The 21,370-nt window shown below is 68.8% G+C and carries 20 protein-coding genes; 12 read left to right on the top strand and 8 right to left on the bottom strand.

Features of this window, described 5'->3' with window-relative positions:
• Positions 1-4 precede the first annotated feature (4 nt).
• A complete protein-coding gene (locus AZOLI_RS10720; protein WP_014248653.1) occupies positions 5-769 on the bottom strand; it encodes a histidine phosphatase family protein in 765 nt (254 codons plus the stop codon).
• A 191-nt stretch (positions 770-960) separates the two neighbouring features.
• Here AZOLI_RS10720 and AZOLI_RS10715 point away from each other — a divergent pair, with 191 nt between their 5' ends.
• The 5 genes from AZOLI_RS10715 to AZOLI_RS10695 all read left to right on the top strand — a co-directional run bounded on the left by AZOLI_RS10715 (position 961) and on the right by AZOLI_RS10695 (position 5,430).
• Positions 961-2,067, top strand: a complete 1,107-nt coding sequence (locus AZOLI_RS10715) for an alkene reductase (protein ID WP_014248652.1) — start codon at positions 961-963, stop codon at positions 2,065-2,067.
• A 255-nt stretch (positions 2,068-2,322) separates the two neighbouring features.
• A complete protein-coding gene (locus AZOLI_RS33615; protein ID WP_014248651.1) occupies positions 2,323-2,886 on the top strand; it encodes a cold-shock protein in 564 nt (187 codons plus the stop codon).
• Positions 2,887-3,276: 390 nt separating this feature from the next.
• Positions 3,277-3,930 (top strand): YgjV family protein, encoded by a 654-nt coding sequence (locus AZOLI_RS30340; RefSeq protein ID WP_014248650.1) that lies wholly within the window; start codon positions 3,277-3,279, stop codon positions 3,928-3,930.
• Complete coding sequence (locus tag AZOLI_RS10700) at positions 3,927-4,634, top strand: Crp/Fnr family transcriptional regulator (protein WP_044550040.1); 708 nt, start codon at positions 3,927-3,929, stop codon at positions 4,632-4,634. The genes AZOLI_RS30340 and AZOLI_RS10700 overlap by 4 nt, the downstream gene beginning before the upstream one ends.
• A 127-nt stretch (positions 4,635-4,761) precedes the next feature.
• The gene (locus AZOLI_RS10695) at positions 4,762-5,430 is read left to right on the top strand and encodes an MT-A70 family methyltransferase (protein ID WP_014248648.1); all 669 of its coding nucleotides are present in this window, start codon (positions 4,762-4,764) and stop codon (positions 5,428-5,430) included.
• Between the two features lie 138 nt (positions 5,431-5,568).
• On the opposite strand, the gene AZOLI_RS10690 is transcribed toward AZOLI_RS10695, so the two are convergent.
• From AZOLI_RS10690 to AZOLI_RS10675, 4 genes are all read right to left on the bottom strand, one after another.
• Positions 5,569-6,198 (bottom strand): HAD family hydrolase, encoded by a 630-nt coding sequence (locus AZOLI_RS10690; RefSeq protein WP_014248647.1) that lies wholly within the window; start codon positions 6,196-6,198, stop codon positions 5,569-5,571.
• A 13-nt stretch (positions 6,199-6,211) separates the two neighbouring features.
• On the bottom strand, positions 6,212-6,979 hold the full coding sequence (locus tag AZOLI_RS10685) for a DsbA family protein (protein WP_014248646.1): 768 nt from the start codon (positions 6,977-6,979) through the stop codon (positions 6,212-6,214).
• A 124-nt stretch (positions 6,980-7,103) separates the two neighbouring features.
• Positions 7,104-8,522 (bottom strand): esterase-like activity of phytase family protein, encoded by a 1,419-nt coding sequence (locus AZOLI_RS10680; RefSeq protein WP_014248645.1) that lies wholly within the window; start codon positions 8,520-8,522, stop codon positions 7,104-7,106.
• A 159-nt stretch (positions 8,523-8,681) separates the two neighbouring features.
• Positions 8,682-10,052: a M48 family metalloprotease gene (locus AZOLI_RS10675; RefSeq protein WP_014248644.1), complete on the bottom strand. Its 1,371-nt coding sequence runs from the start codon at positions 10,050-10,052 to the stop codon at positions 8,682-8,684.
• 73 nt (positions 10,053-10,125) lie between these two features.
• Between AZOLI_RS10675 and AZOLI_RS10670 the strand changes: the two genes are divergently transcribed.
• A complete protein-coding gene (locus AZOLI_RS10670; RefSeq protein WP_244442472.1) occupies positions 10,126-11,445 on the top strand; it encodes a gamma-glutamyltransferase in 1,320 nt (439 codons plus the stop codon).
• Between the two features lie 48 nt (positions 11,446-11,493).
• Positions 11,494-12,657 carry a pyridoxal phosphate-dependent aminotransferase gene (locus tag AZOLI_RS10665; protein ID WP_014248642.1) on the top strand — a complete coding sequence of 388 codons (1,164 nt, stop codon included), beginning with the start codon at positions 11,494-11,496 and terminating at the stop codon, positions 12,655-12,657.
• Between the two features lie 195 nt (positions 12,658-12,852).
• On the opposite strand, the gene AZOLI_RS10660 is transcribed toward AZOLI_RS10665, so the two are convergent.
• Complete coding sequence (locus tag AZOLI_RS10660; protein WP_044550037.1) at positions 12,853-13,590, bottom strand: SDR family NAD(P)-dependent oxidoreductase; 738 nt, start codon at positions 13,588-13,590, stop codon at positions 12,853-12,855.
• A 266-nt stretch (positions 13,591-13,856) separates the two neighbouring features.
• On the opposite strand from AZOLI_RS10660, the gene AZOLI_RS10655 reads away from it, so the two are divergent.
• Entirely contained in the window at positions 13,857-15,050 is a 1,194-nt protein-coding gene (locus AZOLI_RS10655) for a ChaN family lipoprotein (RefSeq protein ID WP_014248639.1), read from the top strand.
• Between the two features lie 8 nt (positions 15,051-15,058).
• Here AZOLI_RS10655 and AZOLI_RS10650 read toward each other — a convergent pair whose 3' ends face one another.
• A complete protein-coding gene (locus AZOLI_RS10650; RefSeq protein WP_014248638.1) occupies positions 15,059-15,667 on the bottom strand; it encodes an NUDIX hydrolase in 609 nt (202 codons plus the stop codon).
• Positions 15,668-15,837: 170 nt separating this feature from the next.
• Here AZOLI_RS10650 and rmuC point away from each other — a divergent pair, with 170 nt between their 5' ends.
• The 4 genes from rmuC (at position 15,838) to AZOLI_RS10630 (ending at position 20,146) form a co-directional block, all read left to right on the top strand.
• A complete protein-coding gene (rmuC, locus tag AZOLI_RS10645) occupies positions 15,838-17,292 on the top strand; it encodes a DNA recombination protein RmuC (RefSeq protein ID WP_014248637.1) in 1,455 nt (484 codons plus the stop codon).
• Positions 17,293-17,427: 135 nt separating this feature from the next.
• On the top strand, positions 17,428-17,616 hold the full coding sequence (locus AZOLI_RS10640) for a hypothetical protein (RefSeq protein WP_014248636.1): 189 nt from the start codon (positions 17,428-17,430) through the stop codon (positions 17,614-17,616).
• Positions 17,617-17,789: 173 nt separating this feature from the next.
• A complete protein-coding gene (locus AZOLI_RS10635) occupies positions 17,790-19,814 on the top strand; it encodes a methyl-accepting chemotaxis protein (protein ID WP_244442471.1) in 2,025 nt (674 codons plus the stop codon).
• 80 nt (positions 19,815-19,894) lie between these two features.
• On the top strand, positions 19,895-20,146 hold the full coding sequence (locus AZOLI_RS10630; protein ID WP_014248634.1) for a hypothetical protein: 252 nt from the start codon (positions 19,895-19,897) through the stop codon (positions 20,144-20,146).
• 27 nt (positions 20,147-20,173) lie between these two features.
• Here the strand turns inward: AZOLI_RS10630 and AZOLI_RS10625 are convergent, their stop codons facing one another.
• Positions 20,174-21,223 carry a hypothetical protein gene (locus tag AZOLI_RS10625; RefSeq protein ID WP_044550034.1) on the bottom strand — a complete coding sequence of 350 codons (1,050 nt, stop codon included), beginning with the start codon at positions 21,221-21,223 and terminating at the stop codon, positions 20,174-20,176.
• Positions 21,224-21,370 lie beyond the last annotated feature (147 nt).

The following is a 21,370-nucleotide window of genomic DNA, read 5'->3' as shown; positions in this document are numbered from 1 at the left end:
TTCCCTATCGGGCCGCGACGGCGGCGTCCGGCTCGGCGGTGACCGGGGCGCCGGCCTCCTCCAGCGGAGCGACGACGTTGTAGCGGTGCAGGCACAGCCCGCCGCGCGGCCCGGCCTTGGCGTCGAACCGGTATTCGGTGACGGAGCAGTTGGCGACGTCGCCGGCCGCATCGATGGCCAGGATCTCGTCCTCCCTCATGGTCTCCAGCAGGTAGCGCAGGCACAGCACCACCACCTGATGCCCAACGATCAGCACCCGTTGGCCGCCGTGATGCAGACTGATGGTGTCGAGCGCGCTGCGCAGCCGCAGGATCACGTCGCACCAGCTCTCGCCCCCCGGCGGGCGGTGGTAGAACTTGCCCAGAAGGCGGCGGAATCCGGCTTGATCGGGGAACTCCTGCCGGATGCCGGCGGTGGTCAGCCGGTCGAGCACGCCGAATTCCTTCTCGCGCAGCCGCTCGTCGATGACGAAATCGGTCGGATCGACCGGCAGGCCGCCGGCCCGGTGCAGCCGCTCCGCCGTGCTCAGCGCCCGGCGGTAGGGCGAGGTCAGGACAACGTCGGGCCGTTCCTCCGCCGGCATGGTGGCGAACCAGCGGCCGAGCGCGTCGGACTGCCGCTCGCCAAGTGGGCTGAGCGGAACGTCAACGTCGCGTTCGTCGATGTCGATCCGGACGAGGCCGGCCGCGTGCGCCGCATCGCGCGCGACGTTTCCGGCGCTCTCGCCATGGCGGACGATCCAGAGTCGGTCGGGCCAGCGCTGCTGCATCGGCGATCCCGTTGGTTCGTGGTTAATGCTGTCGGGAATAACCGCCGGGCGGGGCGAAAGGTCCCGCGGCCCGGCGGCAGGCGGTATGGCAGCCATGCTGTCCGGTCGCCCGCTGCGTCCAATCGGCACCTTGCCGGTGACGAAGGCCGGGCCACACTTCTGTCCAGTTTCACCATCTGAATGGATCGGACATGACGAGCAGCCAGGACGCGGCCCCCTTGTTCCAGCCGGTGACGATCGGGCGCTACAGCCTGCCCAACCGCATCGCCATGGCACCGCTGACCCGCAGCCGCACCGACAACGCCACCGGCGTGCCGACCGCGATGAACGCCGAATATTACGCCCAGCGCGCCAGTGCCGGCCTGATCATCGCCGAGGCGACGCAGATCTCGCCGCAGGGCAAGGGCTATGCCTACACCCCCGGCATCCACAGCGCCGAACAGGTGGCGGGCTGGAAGCTGGTCACCGACGCCGTCCATGCCAAGGGCGGGCACATCTGCCTGCAGCTGTGGCATGTCGGGCGCATCTCCCACCCCGACCTGCAGCCTGGCGGCGCCCTGCCGGTGGCGCCCTCCGCCGTGAAGCCGGAAATGAAGGCCTTCACCGTCGACGGCTTCAAGGACATCCCGGCTCCGCGCGCGCTGGACATTTCGGAGCTGCCGGGCATCGTCGAGGATTACCGCAATGCCACCCGCAACGCGCTGGCGGCCGGATTCGACATGGTCGAGGTGCATGCCGCCAACGGCTACCTGATCGACCAGTTCCTGCGCGACGGCACCAACAAGCGCACCGACGCTTATGGCGGCTCGGTCGAGAATCGCGCCCGCTTCCTGTTCGAGGTGCTGGACGCCGTGGTGGCGGAGGCCGGGGCCGACCGAGTCGGCATCCGCCTGTCGCCGCTGAGCCCGGCCAACGATGCGCAGGAAAGCGACCCGGTCGGCACCTTCAGCCCGGTGATCCGCCGGCTGAACGATTACGGCCTCGCCTATCTGCATATGATCGAAGGGGTGACCCGCGGGCCGCATCCGGGATTCGGCGGCGACCTCGCCGAACTGCGCGGGCTCTACAAGGGGCGCTACATGGCAAACAACGTCTATGACCGCGCCATGGCGATCCAGGCGACGGCCAGCGGCCATGCCGACATGATCGCCTTCGGCCGCCCCTTCATCGCCAATCCCGATCTGGTGGAGCGGCTGCGCATCGACGCTCCGCTGGCCGAGCCGGACCAGAAGACCTTCTATGGCGGCGACCGCCACGGCTACACCGATTATCCCCCATTGAACCAGTCGGCGGCCTGACCGCCCGCCGCACGGGTGGCGTGCAGATCGCCCCCGAGTCGCCGCGCAAATGGCGAAGCGAAGGGGCCGGTGGTGGAAGGCGGAGCGGCACTTCGGTGCCGTCCGCCCCGTTCCGGAGCGCGGGAGTGCCGGCAAGCGTCAGCCTGGGGTGGGGCATTTAACGGCGATTCGGCCATCTTTCCTTTGGAAGGCTTGACCTGGGACCGGATCCCTGTGACAAAAGACATTCGGCACACTCTATGAGCTTGAAGACACATGTTCGACCGCCCGCCCCGCCAGGGCTTCCGCGCTCCCGAGATCACCAAGTCCAACGTCACCGCCACCGTGAAGTGGTTCAACCCCACCAAGGGGTTCGGCTTCGTGTCGCCTGAGGACGGTTCGCCCGATGCCTTCCTGCACGTCTCTGCGGTTCAGGCCGCAGGCTACGACGCGCTGGACGAAGGCACCACCATCACCTGTGACCTGGCCCGTGGGCCGAAGGGTCCGCAGGTGGCCTCCATCCACACGGTCGATACGTCGACCGCTCAGCGTTCGGCCCGTCCGCGGACCGGCGGCTTCGACCGTGGCGGCTATGACCGCGGCGGCTACGATGCCGGCGGCAGCAGCGGCGGGGAAGAAGTCGACGGCACCGTGAAGTGGTTCAATGCCGACAAGGGCTTTGGCTTCATCACGCCGAGCACCGGTGGCAAGGACGTCTTCGTCCATGTCAACGTGCTGCGCCGCTCGGGCATGCAGACCCTCCAGGAGGGCGATCAGGTGCGCGTCACCGTTCGCCAGGGCCAGAAGGGTCCGGAAGCGGGCAAGGTCGAGTACCTGTAAGGTCCGGGGTATCCCGGACCTCGACCGGACGGCGCCCGTTTTCGGACGCGCGCCGGCTCGGTCGGCTCCGCTCATCTGACAAGCGTATCGAAGGCTCGAGCGGTCATCGTTCCAGTCTTCCCGGTGAAACTCCGGCTTCTTTTCGCACGGTGCCTCCCTTCGGGGGCGCGCCGTGCGTTCTTGTCTTTTCCGTCTCGGTTTTCTGCGGTCCTGGCTCGTGAGTGATCCGGCCGTGGCTCGGTTCGGCCCGGCTGTGCGTTGCGTGTGTCTTCCGCTCTTCCCGTTCGGTACTTTGCTTTCTGCGCCTTCTTTGCGCCGCCCTTCGGGGCGGCCGGCGCCGTTTCCCGCCTCTTTCCCGCCGCCCTTTTCGTTGCTGGGGGGCTTTCCGGCATGATCGAGATGCTGACCGTCCGGCTCCCGGCACTCTTCGGTGCGGCAGGGGAAACGGACATCGGATGGTCCATTGCGCAGCTGGTTGGCTTGTGCGGCATGCTCGGCGGCATGCTTTGGCCCTTTTTCCGCAGCCGGCGGGCGATGCTTCTGGTCCAGCTGGTGCCCTGTCTGGGCTTCGCCCTGCATTTTGCCATGGTGGGCGCCCCGACCGCGGCGGCATTGAATGCGCTTGCGGCGCTGCAGGTTCTGGTGGCGCTGGCGCTCGGCACCTCACCGGCCTTCCGACTCGTCTATCTGCTGATCCTGCCGGTGATCGCCGCGGTGATGGCCATGACCTGGACCGGCCTGCCGTCCGTCTTCGCGGCGGCCGGCATGGCGCTGATCAGCCTCGCCCGTTACCAGACCGGGGTTGCGGTGTTCCGCGGCACCATGCTGGTGGCATTGCCCTGTTGGTTCGTGCACAACTGTCTGGTGGGGTCGATTCCGGGCATGGTCTCCGATCTGACCGGGATCGCCGTCAATGTCTGGAGGCTCCTGAGCGACCGGACGGCACCGCGCCCACCAACACAAACTGGGCCAACACCAACAGGGCCAACACCAACAGGGCCAACACCAATGCCGCCAACGGCCGGGGAGGCGAAGCTGTCATGACCACCCACCGCAGCAACCTGTCGGCGGAAGATGCCGCCGCACTGCGCGGCATTCCGCTGTTCGCCAAGCTGACCGACCGTGCGGTGTCCCTGCTGGGCGGTGTCGCCATCGTGCGCCCTGTGACGCGCGGCACCACACTGTTCCTGCAGGACGAGCCCGCCGACCGCTTCTTCGTGCTGCTCGACGGCTGGGTGAAGCTGTACCGCCTGACCCGCGACGGGACGGAGGCGGTGGTCCATGTCATCGGCCCTGCCGAGAGCTTCGCCGAGGCCGCCATGTTCGCCGACGGCAAGTTTCCCGTTTGTGCGGAGGCGGTGACCGACGCCCGCGTCATGACCCTGACCGCCGACGGATTCGCCCGCTGCCTGCGCGAGGATGACCGGATCGCCTTCGGCATGCTGGGCTCGCTGTCCGTGCGCCTGCGCCATCTGGTGACCCAGATCGAGCAGTTGCAGGTCCAGCCGGCGCCACAGCGGGTCGCCGCCTTCCTGATGCGCGTCTGCCCGCCGGGCGATGGGCCGGCGCAGTTCCAGCTTCCCTTCGACAAGGCGCTGATCGCGCGGCGCCTGGGCATGCAGCCGGAAACCCTGTCGCGGGCGCTCGCCAAGCTGCGCGCTTCGGGCGTGGAAACCCAGGGGCTGACCGTCAGCGTGGCCGAGCGCGCCACCCTGCGCGCCGTGGCCGAGGCGGGCGAGGAGGAGTGACCGCTCCCGCCTGCCGTCGCTTGTGACAGCGTCGGCGGAGCGGTTAGACTGGATTGACGGCGATTGCCGCCGCGTGCGAGTTTGCACCCCTCCCAGTACCGGGTTTGTTCAGGATTTCGAGGCAGCGATGGGCGACAGCAACACGGTGGCGACGGCATCGGATCCGGCGCGGGATCTGGTGGCCTTCGCCGGTGACCGGCGCTTCGCCACCGTGATGGCGGACCCGCCCTGGCGCTTCGTCAACCGCACCGGCAAGATGGCGCCGGAACATCGCCGCCTGTCGCGCTATGGCACCATGACGGTGGAGGACATCTGCGCCCTGCCGGTCGCCGACATCGCCGCCTCCACCGCGCACCTGTATCTGTGGGTTCCCAACGCGCTGCTGCCGGAAGGCCTGCAGGTCATGCGCAGCTGGGGGTTCGAGTACAAGACCAACCTCGTCTGGCACAAGGTGCGCAAGGATGGCGGGTCGGACGGGCGCGGGGTGGGGTTCTATTTCCGCAACGTGACCGAACTGATCCTGTTCGGTGTCCGCGGCAAGAAGGCCCGCACGCTGCCCCCCGGCCGGACCCAGGTCAACCTCATCGAAAGCCGCAAGCGAGAGCACAGCCGTAAGCCCGACGAGCAGTATGAACTGATCGAGGCCTGTAGCCCCGGCCCCTTCCTGGAAATGTTCGCCCGCGGTGCCCGGCCAAACTGGTCGGTCTGGGGCAACCAGGCCGACGACAGCTATGAGCCGACCTGGAAGACCTACGCCTTCAACTCCGCCACCGACCGCGAGGCTGCGGCGGAGTAGGGGGAGTTACATCGTCGCGGCCCCCTCCCTAACCCTCCCCCTCTTCGAGGGAGAGGGGACTGCCGCTGAACTCCCGCAAAGCTCCTACCCCCTCTCCCGCGAAGCGGGGGAGGGATGGGGAGGGGGCCAAACAAGCGCCTACAACACCCCCAACGCCACCAGATCGCGCCGCAGCGCTTCGGCGCCGAGGAACAGGTGCGCCGACATGCCCACCGACTTGGCAGCCTCGACATTGTCGGGGTTGTCGTCGATGAAGTAGCAGTGCTTCGGTTCGAGACCGTAACGATCCATCAGCAGCCGGTAGATCGCCGGGTCGGGCTTCACCAGCCGTTCCTGACCCGAAACGATGATGCCGTCGAAGCCGTTCAGGAAGTCGAAGCGCTTGCGCGTCAGTTCGAACTTGTCGGCCGAGAAGTTGGTGATGGCGTAAACGGGGACGCCGCGCGCCTTCAACTCCGCCAGGATCTCCGGCGTGCCGGGAATCGGGCCCGGCACCATGCGTTCCCACATGTCGTCATAGGCGCGGATCAGCTCGGCGCAGTCCGGATGCTCCTCGGTCAGCTGGGCGACCGCCTCGCTCCAGGGGCGGCCGCGGTCCTGCTCCAGGTTCCAGGCGGGGGTGCAGACCCGGTCGAGGAAATCCTCCATCAGGTCCTCATAGCCGTCGAACAGCTCGCGGTAGAGGTGCCGCGGGTCCCATTCGATCAGCACCTGCCCGATGTCGAACACGACGACGGTCGGCGTCTGCGGCTCAGTCGTTGCGGTCATGGAACGGTCCGCCTCAACCCTTGGCGCGGGCGGCGTCGGTCAGCCGCTTCATGTCGTCCAGCTTGATGGCTCCCGGCACCAGCTCGTCGCCGAAGACGAAGGCCGGGGTGCCGCGGATGTTCAGCTTCTCGGCCAGCGCCTGATTGGCGGCGATCACCTTCAGCACGTCCGGCGACTCCATGTCCTTCTTCAGCCGGTCGGTGTCGAGCCCGACCGACTTGGCCAGCCGCATGATCACCGCCTCGTCCAGCTGGCCGCGGTGAGCCATCAGGGCATTGTGCAGTTCCATGTATTTGCCCTGGCCGCGGGCGGCGAGCGCGGCCTTCGAGGCGAGCAGCGACGCCGGTCCCAGGATCGGGAATTCCTTCAGGACGAAGCGCAGCTTGGGATCGCCCTTGATCAGCGCCTGGGTGTCGGCCTGCACGGCCTTGCAGTAGCCGCACTGGTAATCGAAGAACTCCACCACCGTCACGTCGCCCTGCGGGTTGCCGGCGACCGGATCGGCCGGGTTGCGGGTCAGCTCCTGCCTGTTCTCGACCAGGGCCTTGCGGGCCTGCTCGGCCTCCGCCGCCTTCTGGCGCTCCTGCATGGCGTCGACGGCCTGCAGGATGACCTCGGGATGCTCCATCAGGTAATCGCGGACGATCTTCTCGATGGCGGCCTTCTGGTTGCCGTCGAAGCTCGCCGACTGCGCATGGGCCGGAGCGGCGGCGGACAGCGCCAGTGCCGCGACAGGCAGGGCCAGCAGGGCGGAACGCAGGAACGGCAGGACGGGGCGCATGGTGGGCGGTCTCCGAAACACGGGGGACATTGGGCCGAAGGCCGCCCACACTGGACCGACAATCGGGTCCGGACAAGTGCAAAGCGCTCGCCCGGACCACACTCCCGGTTTCACATTTGCGCGATCAGCGGGCGCGCAGAAGCTCACCCACCGACAGCAGCGCCATCTCGTCGCCGTCGGCCTTGCCGATGGTCCGGCCGGTGGAGTAGGGCAGGTTGTTGTCGTTGACGACCACGATATGGTCGGCATCGACGATGTTCACCCCCTCCGGCCCCAGATGGGGCATGACGAAGCGGCCTTCCGGCGCCTGTCCGGCGCGGGCCTTGCGGTCGGGATCGGCGATGTCGGTCAGGTCGATATAGCCGACCTTGCGGACGAAGCCGTCGGCATCCGCCCCGGCGATGTCGATCTTGTAGACCCGCTTGAAGGCGGCCGGCGCGTTGAAGCAGTCGGGCTTCGCCTCGCCCTGGCAGGCCTGGGTCTTGGCGCCCTCGCTGCTGTCGTCGCGCTCGATCACCAGGGCGGTGCCGGCGTCGATCATCGCCAGATCGGCCACCACGTTGGCATTGTCCTCCAGCTTGTACTTCCAGGACTTGCCGGTGTACGTGCGGCTGGCGACGTCGAACTCCAGGATCCGGGTGTACGCGCGGCCGTCCTTGTTCTCGAAGCCGTTGGCGGCGGCGTTCCACAGCGGGCCTTCCAGCGACGGGTACAGGGTCTTGCCGTCCGGCGACACGCCCATCGGCTCGAACCCGCGCGAGCGGCGAACCTCGAAGGCGACGGCGCCCGGCACCGGCGGCAGGATGCCGTTGCGGTAATGGTCGGGCGAGCGGGCCGGCTTGCCGTCGACCATCGTCTCATGAACGGCGATGACCACGCCGTCGCGGCTCAGCTCCAGAATGTAGGGACCGAACTCCTCGCCGATGAACAGGCGGTCGGCCTGGACCACCAGCGATTCGGGATCGAAGTCGGCGCCGGTCAGGTAGCGCGCGGTGCTGTTCTCGTTGACGATGGCGAAGGGGACCTTGCGGTCGGGATCGCGCAGGAAAATGGTCTCCAGCCGCTGCAGGGCGCCGCTCTGCCAGTCCGGCTTGACGCGATGGACCATCAGCAGCGCATCGACCGAGTTCACCTTGCTGCCGAAGCCGTTGTCGGTCAGCGCCATGAACTCGCCGTTCCCCTGCGGCACGATGGCGGAGAAGCCCTGCACCGCCTGCCCCGCGACCGGCAGCATGATCTCCGTCTGGCGCGGGACCTTGGGGTCGGAGGCGAAGGAGGTGGCGCGGATGCTGCCCACCGTCTCCACCCGCTTGCGGTCGGCATTGGTGAACTTGCCGGCGGTGGCGAACAGCGGCCCGGCATCGGCCGGCGCCTGCACCAACGTGTCGGCCGGAAGCAGGGCATGGCCGGCCAGCGTGGCGGGGAAGCGCTTGGCCTGCTGCTCCTGGGCCTGGGCCGGCACCGCGGCAGCCAGGGCGGCGGACAGCAGGGCGGCGGTGGCGAGCAGGGCGCCGCGCCGGGACTTCGGACGGATGGACGGCATGCGGGAACTCCGTGGACGGAACCGCGCGTCGGGACCGGGGGTGTGGATGACGCGCTCGATGTCCGCGGAATAGCAAGCGGCGGTGACGTTGCGGGGACGGTTCGGTGACCGTTGCGTTACCGGAAGGACGCTTTCGTCATATGACCCGTCCGACCACGATCAGCGTGGCCTGTCGCCGCCGGTCTGGCCGCGGATGTCCTGGGCGCGCAGCCAGCCCGGCGAGCCGGCGGGCAGCAGCTTTTCCGCCCTCTCGGCTTGCGCCTTGGCCATCGGCATGTCGCCTCTCGCCAGCGCTTCCTCGGCGGTGGCATAGGCGACCATGCCGTCGTTCTTCTTCATGCTCCAGGCCTGGGCGGTCAGCCGCCACAGGAAGGCGGACTGGGCCTTGCCCTTCGCCGCGATCTGCAGGTTCTTCAGCGCCTCGTCGGCCAGCCGCGGATCGCGCTGCTCCAGCAGGGCATGGGCAAGGGAGACGCGGATCGTTCCGGCTTCGGAACCGGCAAGCTCGATGGCCTTGCGGTAGGGAGCCACCGCATCCGGCGCGCGGCCGGTCTGCAGCATCAGGTCGCCCTTCATCTCGTGCAGGTAGGGATTCCGCGGCTCGTCCGCTATCAGGCCGTCGACCAGCGGGGTCGCCTGCCTGACGTCGCCCTGGCGGAAATAGGCATAGGCGCGGCCGTAGCGGGCGGCGGGCGACGGATCGTTCGCCTTGTAGCGCTGGAGCGCGCCGCGCGGATCGAGATAGCCGTAAAGCTTGGCCTGGAGCCGCCGCAGGTCGGACTCCGTCGCCGCCGGCAGCCGCGCGTCGGCATAGCGGGACCGGGCGACGAAGGCCTTCACCGCCTCGATGCGCTCGCGGGTCAGCGGGTGGGTCAGGCGATAGCCGGCATCGCGGTCGTTCATCAACGGCTCGCCGACGCCCAGCTTTTCCAGGAAGGCCGCCATCCCCCTGGCGGAGATGCCCGACTGCTCCAGGAAGGACAGGCCGGCCTGATCGGCCGACGCCTCCTGCGTGCGGGAGAAGGACAGGAAGTTCCGCTCCGCCAGATGCTGACCCAGCATGACGCCCGCCGCACCCGCGCCGGCATTGCCCGAGGCAAGGCCGCCGATGACGCCCAGACCCATGCCGAGCAGCGAGGACAGGAAGGCGTTGTCCATCGCCTCCGCCCCGCGCACCAGATGTCCGCCGGAGATGTGGCCGGTCTCATGCGCGATGACGCCCAGCAGCTGGTCGGCGTCGTCGACATTCAGCAGCAGCCCGGTGTGCAGGAAGATGTTCTGCCCGCCGGCGACGAAGGCGTTGACCGAGGGATCGTTGACCAGAAGGATCTGCACCGACTCGGGGTCGATGCCGGCTGCCTGGAAGATTGGCCGGGCCATCTTGCGGATGATATGGTCCGTCTCGGCGTCGCCCAGGATCTGCATGTCCGAGCGGCGCTGCGCGCTCGCCGGTGGCGCTCCCCACACCAGCGACATCAGACACATGGACATGATGGCGACGACCGAAACCAGCCTGCTGGGCTTGCGCACCGTGACGACCTCCGGCTTTGAACAGCGGACCCCCGCGCGGAACCGGCGGAACTCCGGACCGCGATACACTCGCTTGCGAATCTGGCGAGGGTTGGGCGCGGTTGCCATAGCTGCATCACTGCTGGCCGGCTGCGTCAACACGAAGTTCAAGACCGACGCGACGGTCCAGAGCTTCGTCGTCGCCGACGAACCCTATGCCGCCGGGATCGGCCGGGACATCCTCGCCCAGGGCGGCAAGGCCGGCGACGCGGTGGCGGCGATGGCGCTGGCGATGACCGCCAGCCTGCCGTCGCGCGTCGGGCTGACCGGCGGCGGTGTCTGCGTGCTGTTCGACGCCGCTTCCAAGAAGGCGCGCACCATCGACTTCCTGCCGCGACCTGCCGGTGCCGGCGGCGTCGGCATGCCGGCGATGGCGCGCGGCCTGTATGCCGTCCAGGCCTCGGCCGGCGTGCTGCGGTGGGAGCAGGTTGTCGCCCCGGCGGAACAGCTGGCCCAGTTCTCCCCCGGTCTCAGCCGTGCTCTGGTTCAGGATCTGAGCGCATTCGGCGGGCGTCTGGCCGCCGATTCCGATGCGCGCCGCCGCCTGCTGGGCGCCGGTACGCCGGCGGTCGGCACCGTCGCTGCCCAACCAGAACTGGCCGCGACCCTGTCGGTGCTGCGCCGCCAGGGGGTGGGCGCCTTCTATGCCGGGCCGCTCGCCGCGACGGTCGCCCAGGGCATGGGGCTGGACCCGGCGCAGCTGCGCGCCTACCAGCCGCGTGTCGGCGCCACGCTGACGGTGCCCTTCGACATCAGCGACCTGCATGTTCCCGACACGACCGAGCCTGACTCGGGCGCAGCGATTATCCAGGCCTGGAAGGCGGTGGCCGCCCTGCCGCCGGCCGAGCGGGCGACCCGCGCCGCACAGCTGCTGGGCGCCACCGGTGCCGGCGCCACCGCCGCCGGTGCCGGGGTGATGGTGATCGATCCGGACGAGAATGGCGCCGCCTGCGCCTTCACCCAGGGGGCGCCCTTCGGCACCGGCCGCGGCATTCCCGGCACCGGCATGCTGGTGGCCCAGGGGGTGGACCGCGGCGGCTTCGGCGCGCCGGCCCTGATCGCCAATTCCATCATCGGCCGCACCCTGTTCGCCGGCGTCGGCACAGCCGGGGGCAATGACGGCCCCGCCGCCGGTCCGGCCGCCCTGCTGTCGGTGGCGTTGCCGTCGGGACTGGAGGAGAAATCCACCGCGCCGCAGATCCAGGCCGCGCGGCCGCAATCGATTCCCGGGCGGGTCAGCTTCGTCGGTTGCCGGGTGTCGATTGAGGACGGAGTGCGCTATTGCCAGACGGCGACCGATCCGCGCGCCAACAGCCTGGCGTTGACGGTGGAAAGCGAACGCAAGCGGGACTGAACCGCGAATAGCGGCCCGCCCAAAAAAGAGAGCTAGAGACGGACGATCATGAGCAAGCAGCCCAAGGTTTCCAAGCGGGGCGCCATTCCGCCCTTCTTCGTGATGGAAGTGATGCGCGCCGCGGCGGAGCGCGAGGCCGCCGGGCTAGAGGTTCTGCATATGGAGGTGGGGCAGCCCTCCACCGGTGCGCCGAAGGGCGTGGTGCAGGCGGCGGCCACCGCCGTCGTGGGAAGCGATCCGCTTGGCTATACCGGGGCGCTGGGCATCCCGCCGCTGCGTGCGGCCATCGCCAAATGGTACAAGGACCGGTATGGCGTCGATGTGCCGGAGCGGCGGGTGGTGGTCACCACCGGGTCGTCGGGTGCCTTCCAGCTGGGCTTCCTCGCCGCCTTCGATCCGGGCGACCGGGTGGCGATGGCGTCGCCCAGCTATCCGGCCTACCGCCACACCCTGACCGCGGCCGGCGTGGTCCCGGTGGAGCTGCCGACCGGGCCGGAGCACCGTTTCCAGCCGACCATCGAACTGCTGGAGGCGCTGGACGAGCCGGTGCAGGGCCTGATCGTCGCCAGCCCGGCCAACCCGACCGGCACGATGCTGAGCCGGGAGGAACTGACGGCGCTGTCCGACTGGTGCCGCGCCAACGGCGTCCGCATGGTGTCGGACGAGATCTACCACGGGCTGACCTATGGCACCGACGCCGTCACCGCGGCCGAGGTGAACGATCAGGCACTGGTGGTCAACAGCTTCTCCAAGTATTTCTCGATGACCGGCTGGCGGCTGGGCTGGATGATCGTGCCGGACGATTTGCTGCGTTCGGTCGAGTGTCTGGCGCAGAACCTGTTCATTTCGGCGCCGACCCTCAGTCAGGTCTCGGCGGTCGCCGCCTTCGACTGCACGGAGGAACTGGACGGCCACGTCGCCCGCTATGCCCGCAACCGCGCCCTGCTGCTGGAGGAACTGCCGAAGGCGGGCTTCACCCGGATGGCGCCGGCGGACGGCGCCTTCTACATCTATGCCGACGTGTCGGACATGACCGACGACAGCGAGGCGCTGGCGAAACAGATCCTGGAGGAGACGGGCATCGCCTGCACTCCGGGCATCGATTTCGACACCGCCCGCGGCCGGCGTTTCCTGCGCTTCAGCTTCGCCGGGTCGGAGGAAACCATCGCCGAGGCGGCGCGGCGGCTGATCGCCTGGAAGGCGGGGAAGTAGCGTTCGGTTGCGAGGGGGGTGGCTGACGATGCCCCCTCCCTAACCCTCCCCCTCTTCGAGGGAGAGGGGACTGCCGCGGCTTCGGCAGCCAAGCCACGCTGGCAAGCGTCCTGCCCCCTCTCCCTCGATCGGATCGGCCTTTGGCCGACCGAGAGCGGGGGAGGGATGGGGAGGGGGCAAGCGTCCGAAGCCCCCTCAGAACAGATGCTGCCCGCCCGTGATGAAGGTCTCCGTTCCCGTCACGTAGGCCGAATCCGGGCCGCAGAGATAGAAGATGACGGCGGCGACATCCTCCGGCGTGCCCATGCGCTTCAGCGGGATGCGCGGGATCAGCACGTCGTATTCGGGGCCGGTCATCGCCGTTTCGATCTCGCCGGGGGCGACGGCGTTGACGCGGACGCCGATCTCCGCGAACTCCACCGCCATCTCGCGGGTCAGGCCCGACAGAGCCGCCTTGGAGGTGGAATAGGCGGAGCCGGCGAAGGGGTGCACCGAATGGCCGGCGATGGAAGTGACGTTGACGATCGCCCCCTTGCCCTTCGACAGCGGAGCGGCGAAGCCGCGGGCCAGAACCAGCGCAGCGAAGAAATTCAGCTCGAACACCCGGTGCCAGCCCTCGATGGAGCCGTTCAGGCAGCCCAGCCGCTCCTTGATCGGGGTCTTGGGCGAGATGCCGGCGTTGTTGATCAGGGCATGCAGGGGGCCGCCGTCCAGCGCCTTGTTCGCCTCCTCCACGAAGGCGGCGCGGCTGGCGGGATCGGACAGGTCGGCCGGGATGTGATGGGTCCAGTTGGGATCGCGCCGGCAATGCTCCGGCACATCCTCGCGCGAGCAGGAGATCACGCGCCAGCCTTCATTGCTGAACCGGGTGACGGTGGCGTGTCCGATACCCCGGCTGGCGCCGGTGAGAATGACGGTCTTGCGGTGCGGCATGGCGGCGGTGCGCTTCACGAATGATTGCGGTCGGGCGGGGAAAGCGGACGCCCTGGGAACGGCCTCGGGAGTTTACGGATGCCGGCGCGGAAGGCCACCATCCGCCGTCTGTCCACCGCCGGCGCCGATCCTACCCGCCGACGCCCCGCCTGTCATCCGCCGCGGATCTTCGGCGCGGCCGAACGACGCAATCGGTGGCGTTCGCCATTGACCTTGGGTCCGGCAGGTCCAACCTTGGCGCAATGCCTGCGCCGACGGAGCCTCCCTTGCCGCGCCAGATCATCCGTAGCTTTCCCCGCCTCGTTCCGCTGGTCTTCGCGGCGCTGTCCCTCGTTGCCGCATCCGGCGTCCGGGCGGAGGATGCGGCGCGCACCGGCTGCGTGCCGCCGGGCGTGTGGGCCGACGGCACCGGGACGGCGGTGGAGCCGGTGCCGCTGCTGCGCCGGCTCGCCGATGCGCCGGTCGTGCTGCTGGGGGAGCAGCATGACAAGGCCGACCATCACCGCTGGCAGCTCCACACCCTTGCAGGCCTTCATGCGCTGAACCCGGACCTTGCCATCGGGATGGAGATGCTGCCGCGCCGCTTGCAGCTGGTGCTCGACCGCTGGGTGGCGGGGGAGCTGACGGAAAGCGAGTTCCTGAAGGAGACGGACTGGCGCACGGTCTGGGGATTCGATCCGGCCTTCTACCTGCCGATCCTGCAATTCGCCCGCCTGCACCGACTGCCGGTGGTGGCGCTGAATGTGGAACGCTCGCTGATCAGCCGCACCGCCCGCAACGGCTGGGCCGCCATCCCGGCTGCGGAGCGCGAGGGCGTCGGCACCCCTGCCGCCCCGACGGAAACTTACCGCAGCCGCCTGACCGAAACGCTGGCGACGCATGATCGCTCGGAGTCGCAGGCAGCCGCCCCCTCCGATGCCGCCAAGCGCTTCATCGAGGCGCAAAGCGTCTGGGACCGCGCGATGGCGGAGAAGATCGCGGAGACCCGCCGCACCACCGGCCGCGCCGTCGTCGGGATCCTGGGGCAGGGCCATACCCTCTACCGCGACGGCGTTCCGCACCAGCTGGCCGACCTCGGCATCGCCGATGCCGCCGTGCTGCTGCCCTGGGATGCCGACCGCGATTGCGACGAGTTGGACGGGCGCATCGCCGATGCGGTCTTCGGCCTTGGACCGGCCCGCGAGGATGCCGAACCGCAGCGGCCGCGGCTGGGCGTGCAGCTCGACCCCGGTCCGGACGGCATCACGGTGGGGTCGGTCAGCGACGGCAGCGTTGCCGCGGCGGCCGGCCTGCGCAGCGGCGACCGCATCCTCGCCGCCGCCGGAAGCGCGGTGCGGGCGCCGGCCGATCTGGTCGCCGTCATCCGCCGTCAGGCGCCCGGCACCTGGCTGCCGCTGACCATCCGGCGCGACGGCGCCGAGCAGGAGTTGGTGGCGAAGTTTCCGGCGGAGCGACGGTAGGCCGTCCGCTACAGCATCCGTTCCCAGCGGGCGAGCGCGTCCGGGGTGGGGTTGACCGCGGGGGCGCAATCGCTGCGGCCGAGCCGGTCGCGATGCTCGCGCAGGGCCCAGATCACCGTGGGGAAGGCAAGCTCGCCCCAGGGGATCTCGTCCCAGGCGAACAGCCCGACCTCCAGGCTTTCGGGGCCGGGCTCCACGTCCGGCGATAGCAGGCGGGCACGGAAGATCATCTGCACCTGGCTGATTCGCGGGATGTCGTAGATCGCCAGCAGATGATCGATGTCGATGCGGGCGCGCGCCTCCTCCCAGGCTTCGCGGGCGGCGCCCTCGCGGGTGCTCTCGCGCTCCTCCATGAAGCCGGCGGGCAGGGTCCAGAAGCCCTTGCGCGGCTCGATGGCGCGGCGGCACAGCAGGATGCGGCCATCCTCCCAGGTCGCCACCGCCCCGACGACGATCAGCGGATTCTGATAGGCGATATAGCCGCAGTCCGGGCACATCAGCCGCTCGCGGTCCTCGCCGGGCGGAATGGCGCGGACGCGGGGGCCGCCGCAGCCGGGGCCGCAGTCGAGGGATTTGCTGTCGGGAGAATCGGTGTCGGGAGTCTTGTCGTTCGGCATGGCTTCCGATATGGCGCCGCGGCCGTGATAGGGCAAGCGCGGAAAGCGGCGGCTGGGCAATGCCGCGTCATTCGGTCTGTTCGCGACCCGTTCCAATTCGCGTTTCGTTCCGATAGGCTGTGCCCGTTTCAAGTGTTGGGCAGCTGTGGGGCAGGGGTGGGGGAGCGGGTGTGACGCAGTTTCTGGTGAACGGGATGGTGGTCGATGGATTGTCGCTGGCGATCGGGCTGGCGGCCGGCCTGCTGCTGGGCACCGCCATCGCCTGGGCGGTGATGCGCGCCGCCGCCGGCCGGGCGGAGGCCGCGGCTGCCGCCCTGCATGCGGAGTTCGCCACCCGCCTCGACCTCTCCGAGCGGACCGAGGACGACCTGCGTGAGGAGATCGAGGCGCGCGACCACCAGATCGCCCGCCTGCATGGCGAGGTCGCCGACGCCCGCGAACGCCACGCCCAGCTGTCGACCCGGCTGGAGGCCGAACGGACCGCGGCGGCGGAGAAGATGGCCCTGCTGGAGCGCGCCCAGGCGGCGCTGGCCGACAGCTTCAAGGCCCTGTCGGCGGAGGCGCTGCACCAGAACAACCGCAGCTTCCTCGATCTGGCGCGGGAGACGCTGGCCGGCTTTCAGGAGCAGGCGAAGGGCGATCTGGACAAGCGCCAGACCGCCATCGCCGCCATCGTCGATCCGGTGCGCCAGTCGCTGGAGGCGATGGACCGCCAGATTCGCGAGCTGGAAAGCACGCGTGCCGGCGCCTATGAGGGGTTGAAGCAGCAGGTGCTGTCGCTGGTGGAAACCCAGAGCCAGCTGCGGACGGAGACCGGCAACCTCGTCCGGGCGCTGCGCACCCCGGCGGCGCGCGGGCGCTGGGGCGAAATCCAGCTGCGCCGGGTCTGCGAGATGGCCGGCATGCTCGACCATTGCGATTTCGTTGAACAGGTGTCGGTCGACAGCGGCCGGCTGCGCCCCGACCTGATCGTCACGCTGCCCGGCGGCAAGACCATCGTGGTCGATGCCAAGACGCCGCTGGAAGGCTATCTCGACGGTGTCCAGGCGGCGGAGGACGGCGCGCGGCGCGACGGCATGGTCCGCCATGCCCGCCATGTGCGCGAGCATATGAAGCAACTCGGCACCAAGGGTTACTGGGACCAGTTCGACGACAGCCCTGAGTTCGTCGTGCTGTTCCTGCCCGGCGAGAACTTCTTCTCCGCGGCGCTGGAACAGGACCCGGCGCTGATCGAGGCCGGCATCGACCACCGCGTCATCCTGGCCACCCCGACCACGCTGATCGCGCTGCTGCGCGCCGTCGCCTATGGCTGGCGGCAGGAGCGGCTGGCCGACAATGCCCGCGAAATCAGCGCGCTGGGGGCGGAGTTGTACAAGCGCCTGTCCGATCTGGGCGGCCATATGGAGAAGCTGGGCGGGCAGCTGGACAAGGCCGTCGGCTGCTACAACAGCGCGGTCGGCACGCTGGAATCGCGGGTGCTGGTCAGCGCGCGCCGGTTCCGCGACCTGCATGCCGCACCGGAGGGGGCGGAGATGCCGCTGCTGGAGCCCCTGGACCACAGCCCGCGCCGTTTGCAGGCGACGGAACTGCGCGTGCCGCCGGTGGAGTCCTCCGCCGCCGACTGACGGCCTCCCGCCCGGCAACTGCGACATTCCGTCCTGTCCGCAGCGGCGTGCCCGCGCCTGTCTTCACCGCTGCGGCGCAGCGCCGGCCGTGCTATCCATGCGGCCTCACAGGCTTCGACACCATGGAACCCGCCGATGACGGACCAGACCGGAACCGAACAGACCGTCCGCTGCGACCGCTGCAACCATCCCTATTCCGCCGCCGAGGAGAGTTGCCCGCGCTGCCGCTCGATTCGGCGCAGCAATGCGGTGATCGTCACCCTTCTGGTGATGCTGGTGATCCTCGCCCTGGTCGGATGGATCGGTACTTTGGTTCTGACCTAAGCTCATTGCCGGCACCTTGGTTGGCTATTGCGCAGTCACTGCACAATCCGCATGCAAAGCGCACAATGAAACATCATTTCTCTTCTGGCCGATAATCGAGCAAGTTTTTTGCTTGTCATGAATAGTTCAATCTGAGAAGCAACCCTCTGCCGTCGCTTTTGCGCAGGGGTCGCATGATGCTGAAGAACCTCAGGATTGCCGCGCTCACCAACCTGTTCGGCGTGGTGGTCACGCTCGGGTTCCTGGCGGTCGTCCTGACAGGTGCGCTGGCGATCCGCGAGCTGAAGGTGGGCGGGCCGATCTACCAGCGCATCGTGCTGGGCAAGGATCTGATCGCCGACATCCTGCCGCCGCCGGAATATGTGATCGAGGCCTATCTGGAAACCACGCTGGCGATGAACGACCCGGCGTCGGTGGAGCAGCGGCGGGCGCGTCTGGCACAGCTGCGCAAGGATTACGACGACCGGCATGACTATTGGTTGAAGGAGCGCTTCGAACCGTCGCTGGTCGACCAGCTGACCGGAAAGTCCCACGCGCCGGTGATGCGTTTCTGGACCGAGGTCGAAACGAAGTTCCTGCCGGCGCTCGCCCGCAAGGACGAGGCGGCGGCCCGCGCCTCCTACGCCGTCATCGCCGATGCCTATGCGGCCCATCGCGCTGTCGTCGACCGGATCGTTGCGGACACCACCCGCTACAACAGCGAGACGGAGGTCCAGGCTGCCGGCCGCGAAAGCCTGTTCATGAGCGCGGTCTGGGGCGTCTCGGCACTGGTGCTGGCGGTTGTGGTGCTGGGTGTGCTGGGCATCCGGCGCCGGGTGGTGCGGCCGGTGGGCGAGCTGACCGCCGCCATGCGCCGTCTGGCCCAGGGCGACCTCGGCGTCGCCATTCCCGGTTCCGACCGCGGCGACGAGATCGGCGCGATGGCCGGGGCCCTGCGTGTCTTCAAGGAGAATGCCGAGGAGGCCGAGCGGCTGCGCCGCCTGCGCGAGGAAGAGCGGGAGCGCTCCGAACGGGAGAAGCAGGCCGCCTTGCTGCGCATGGCCGAGACGGTGGAGACCGAGGCGTCCAATGCCGTCGATGTGGTCGCCAGCCAGACCAGCCAGATGGCCGGCAACGCCACCCGCATGGCCGAATCGGCCCGTGCGGTCAGCGACAACAGCCAGAATGTCGCCGCCGCCGCGACACAGGCGCTGTCGAACGCCCAGACCGTTGCGGCGGCATCGGAGCAGCTCAGCGCCTCCATCCGCGAGATCGCGACCCAGATCGGCACCGCCACCGCCATGACCGGCGAGGCGGTCGGCGCGTCGCTGCGGGCGGAGGAGACCATCCAGCGCCTTGCCGAGGCGGTGACCCGCATCGGCGAGGTGACCGGCCTGATCAACGACGTCGCCGGCCAGACCAACCTGCTGGCGTTGAACGCCACCATCGAAGCGGCGCGGGCGGGGGAGGCCGGCAAGGGCTTCGCCGTGGTCGCCAGCGAGGTGAAGCAGCTGGCCGGCCAGACCGCGCGGGCGACCGACGAGATCGAAAGCCAGATCGCCGCCATCCAGGCCACCACCGCGGAGGCGGTCAGCGCCGTCCGCGCCATCGCCGACCGGGTGCGCGGGGTGGAGACGGTGTCCGCCACCGTCGCCGCCGCCATCGAGGAGCAGGAGGCGGCGACCGGCGAAATCGCCCGCAACGTCGTCCAGACCTCCAACGCGGCACAGGAGGTGGCGACCCGCATCGCCGCCGTCTCGCAGGAGGCGACGGCCACCGGAGATCGCGCCACCGAGGTCAATGCCCTGTCCACCCGCGTCGCCTCCAGCATCGACCAGCTGCGCCGCGTTCTGATCGAGGCGATCCGCACCGCCACGCCGGAGGTGAACCGCCGCGCCGCCCCGCGCTATCCGCTGAACCGTCCCGGCCGGCTGACCATCGGCGGGCGAGAGGTATCGGTGACGGTCGACAACGCCTCCGAAGGCGGTGCACAGATCAGCGGCCTGCCGCGGGAGTCCTGGGCCGGTCTGGGGCAGGGAACGGTCCTGAACGTCGCGTTGCCGGGGCTGGATCCGGTGCCCGCCACGGTCCGGGCGTTCGACAGCGCGGCGGGCCGCCTGCATGTCACCTTCACCTTGGCCGCAGTCGACCGTGAGCGCTTCGCCGGTCAGTTCCGCCGCATCGTCGCCGGGCTGGTGCCGATGGATAGGGCAGCTTGAGCGTCCCGCCCGCCACAGGCTTGGCGAAGATGGCAAGATGACAGTGATTTCATGACGTTCGGGTGACGGACCGGTCCAGAATGGCGGCAGCTCCACGGCCGCCGGCCCGTTCCGAAAGCCCGTTCGCCATGGTCAACACCACCGCCTGTCCCTATTGCGGTTCCGACTACGGGCATGGTCCCGACGACTGTCCGCTCTGCCGCTCCGCCCGCCGCACCGATCTGATCGTGCGCTGTGCGATCGGGCTGCTGTTCCTGGTGCCGATCCTGACGCTGGTCGTGACGATCCTGCTGGACAACCGTGCGGTGGCGACGATTCTCTCGATGGAGTGACGGGAGCCACCCGGCGGGTCCAGCCGCTTACAGATGCCCCGTCCGCGCCGACTGCTCCAGCGCCTTGATGTGGGACAGGCCGGGCAGGATCTCCGACTTCACGAACTCCATGCGCCGGTTCGGACCGCCGCCGCCGCGGGCGAAGCGGTGCTTCCACAGGTTCATCTTCACCGCCAGACCGCACAGCACCCCGCCGATGGTGACATGGTGGGACGAGATCAGTTCGCGGATCGTGCGGAAGGTCTCGGCGTTGATGTCGCTCCAGAAGTCCTTGGACCGGTTGTCGAAGCTCTCGAAGCGGCCGGTGATGGAGGTGGAGATGTCGGTGAGATCGCGGGCGATCTCGTCCAGCAGCCTGATCTGGCGCGAATCGCGCTTCACCTCGGCGGAGTTGCGGATTTCGCCCATCCAGGTGACGAAGCGCTGCACCTCCGGCACGATCTCGTCCAGGCATTTGCGGAAATAGGCCAGCGACAGGAAGATGTCGCCGTATTCCTCCAGGAACTGCGGGATCTCGTTCAGGCCGATGTCCAGCCGGTCGGCCATCATGCGCAGGTTGCGCAGCGCCTCGTCCCGGTTGGGATTGGCGAACAGCTGGATGATGTCGGTGACGTCGGCGACCTGTACCTCTTCCGTGCCATAGACATACTCCATCAGCGGCCGGGTGAAGACCCGCATGTAGCTGGTCAGCTCCGCCTTCTTGCGGTCCGACAGGGTCAGCGATTCGACGTTGTTGACGTCGATGTTCAGCCGCCGCAGCTCGATGCGCGAGGAGTAGACGTCGAAGCTGGAGGCGGCGCCGATCTTCTCCAGCTTCACCAGATCGCGCTCGATCTCGTCCTTGTAGGATTCGAAATAGGCGGGCAGATGGCGGGCGGTCACCTGACCGCTGCCGGTCTGCGCGTCGCGGAACATCTCGACCACGGTCTGCAGCCGGACATTCTTGATCAGCCGGGCATGCTGCAGGCCAGGGGTTTCCAGCGGAATCGACGACAGCGGCAGGATGTGAAGGGAATCGCGGGCCTCGTCGTCCCACGCCTTGCGCTGCGCCGTCTCGGCAGCGGTCTTCGCATCCACCGCCGTATCGCTTGCTCCGCCGTCCAACCGTCCGCCCCCCCGATGCCTTCTCGCGTCTTGCGTCCGTGATTATCGCAGAGCGCACCTTACAACAGGAGTTAGGGCTGACAAGGATCGAGATGCCGCGCGCTGCAACGGAAAAGCGAC

Source organism: Azospirillum lipoferum 4B (assembly GCF_000283655.1).
Classification (GTDB): Bacteria; Pseudomonadota; Alphaproteobacteria; order Azospirillales; family Azospirillaceae; genus Azospirillum; species Azospirillum lipoferum_C.
This window is presented reverse-complemented; position numbering and strand designations above follow the sequence as displayed.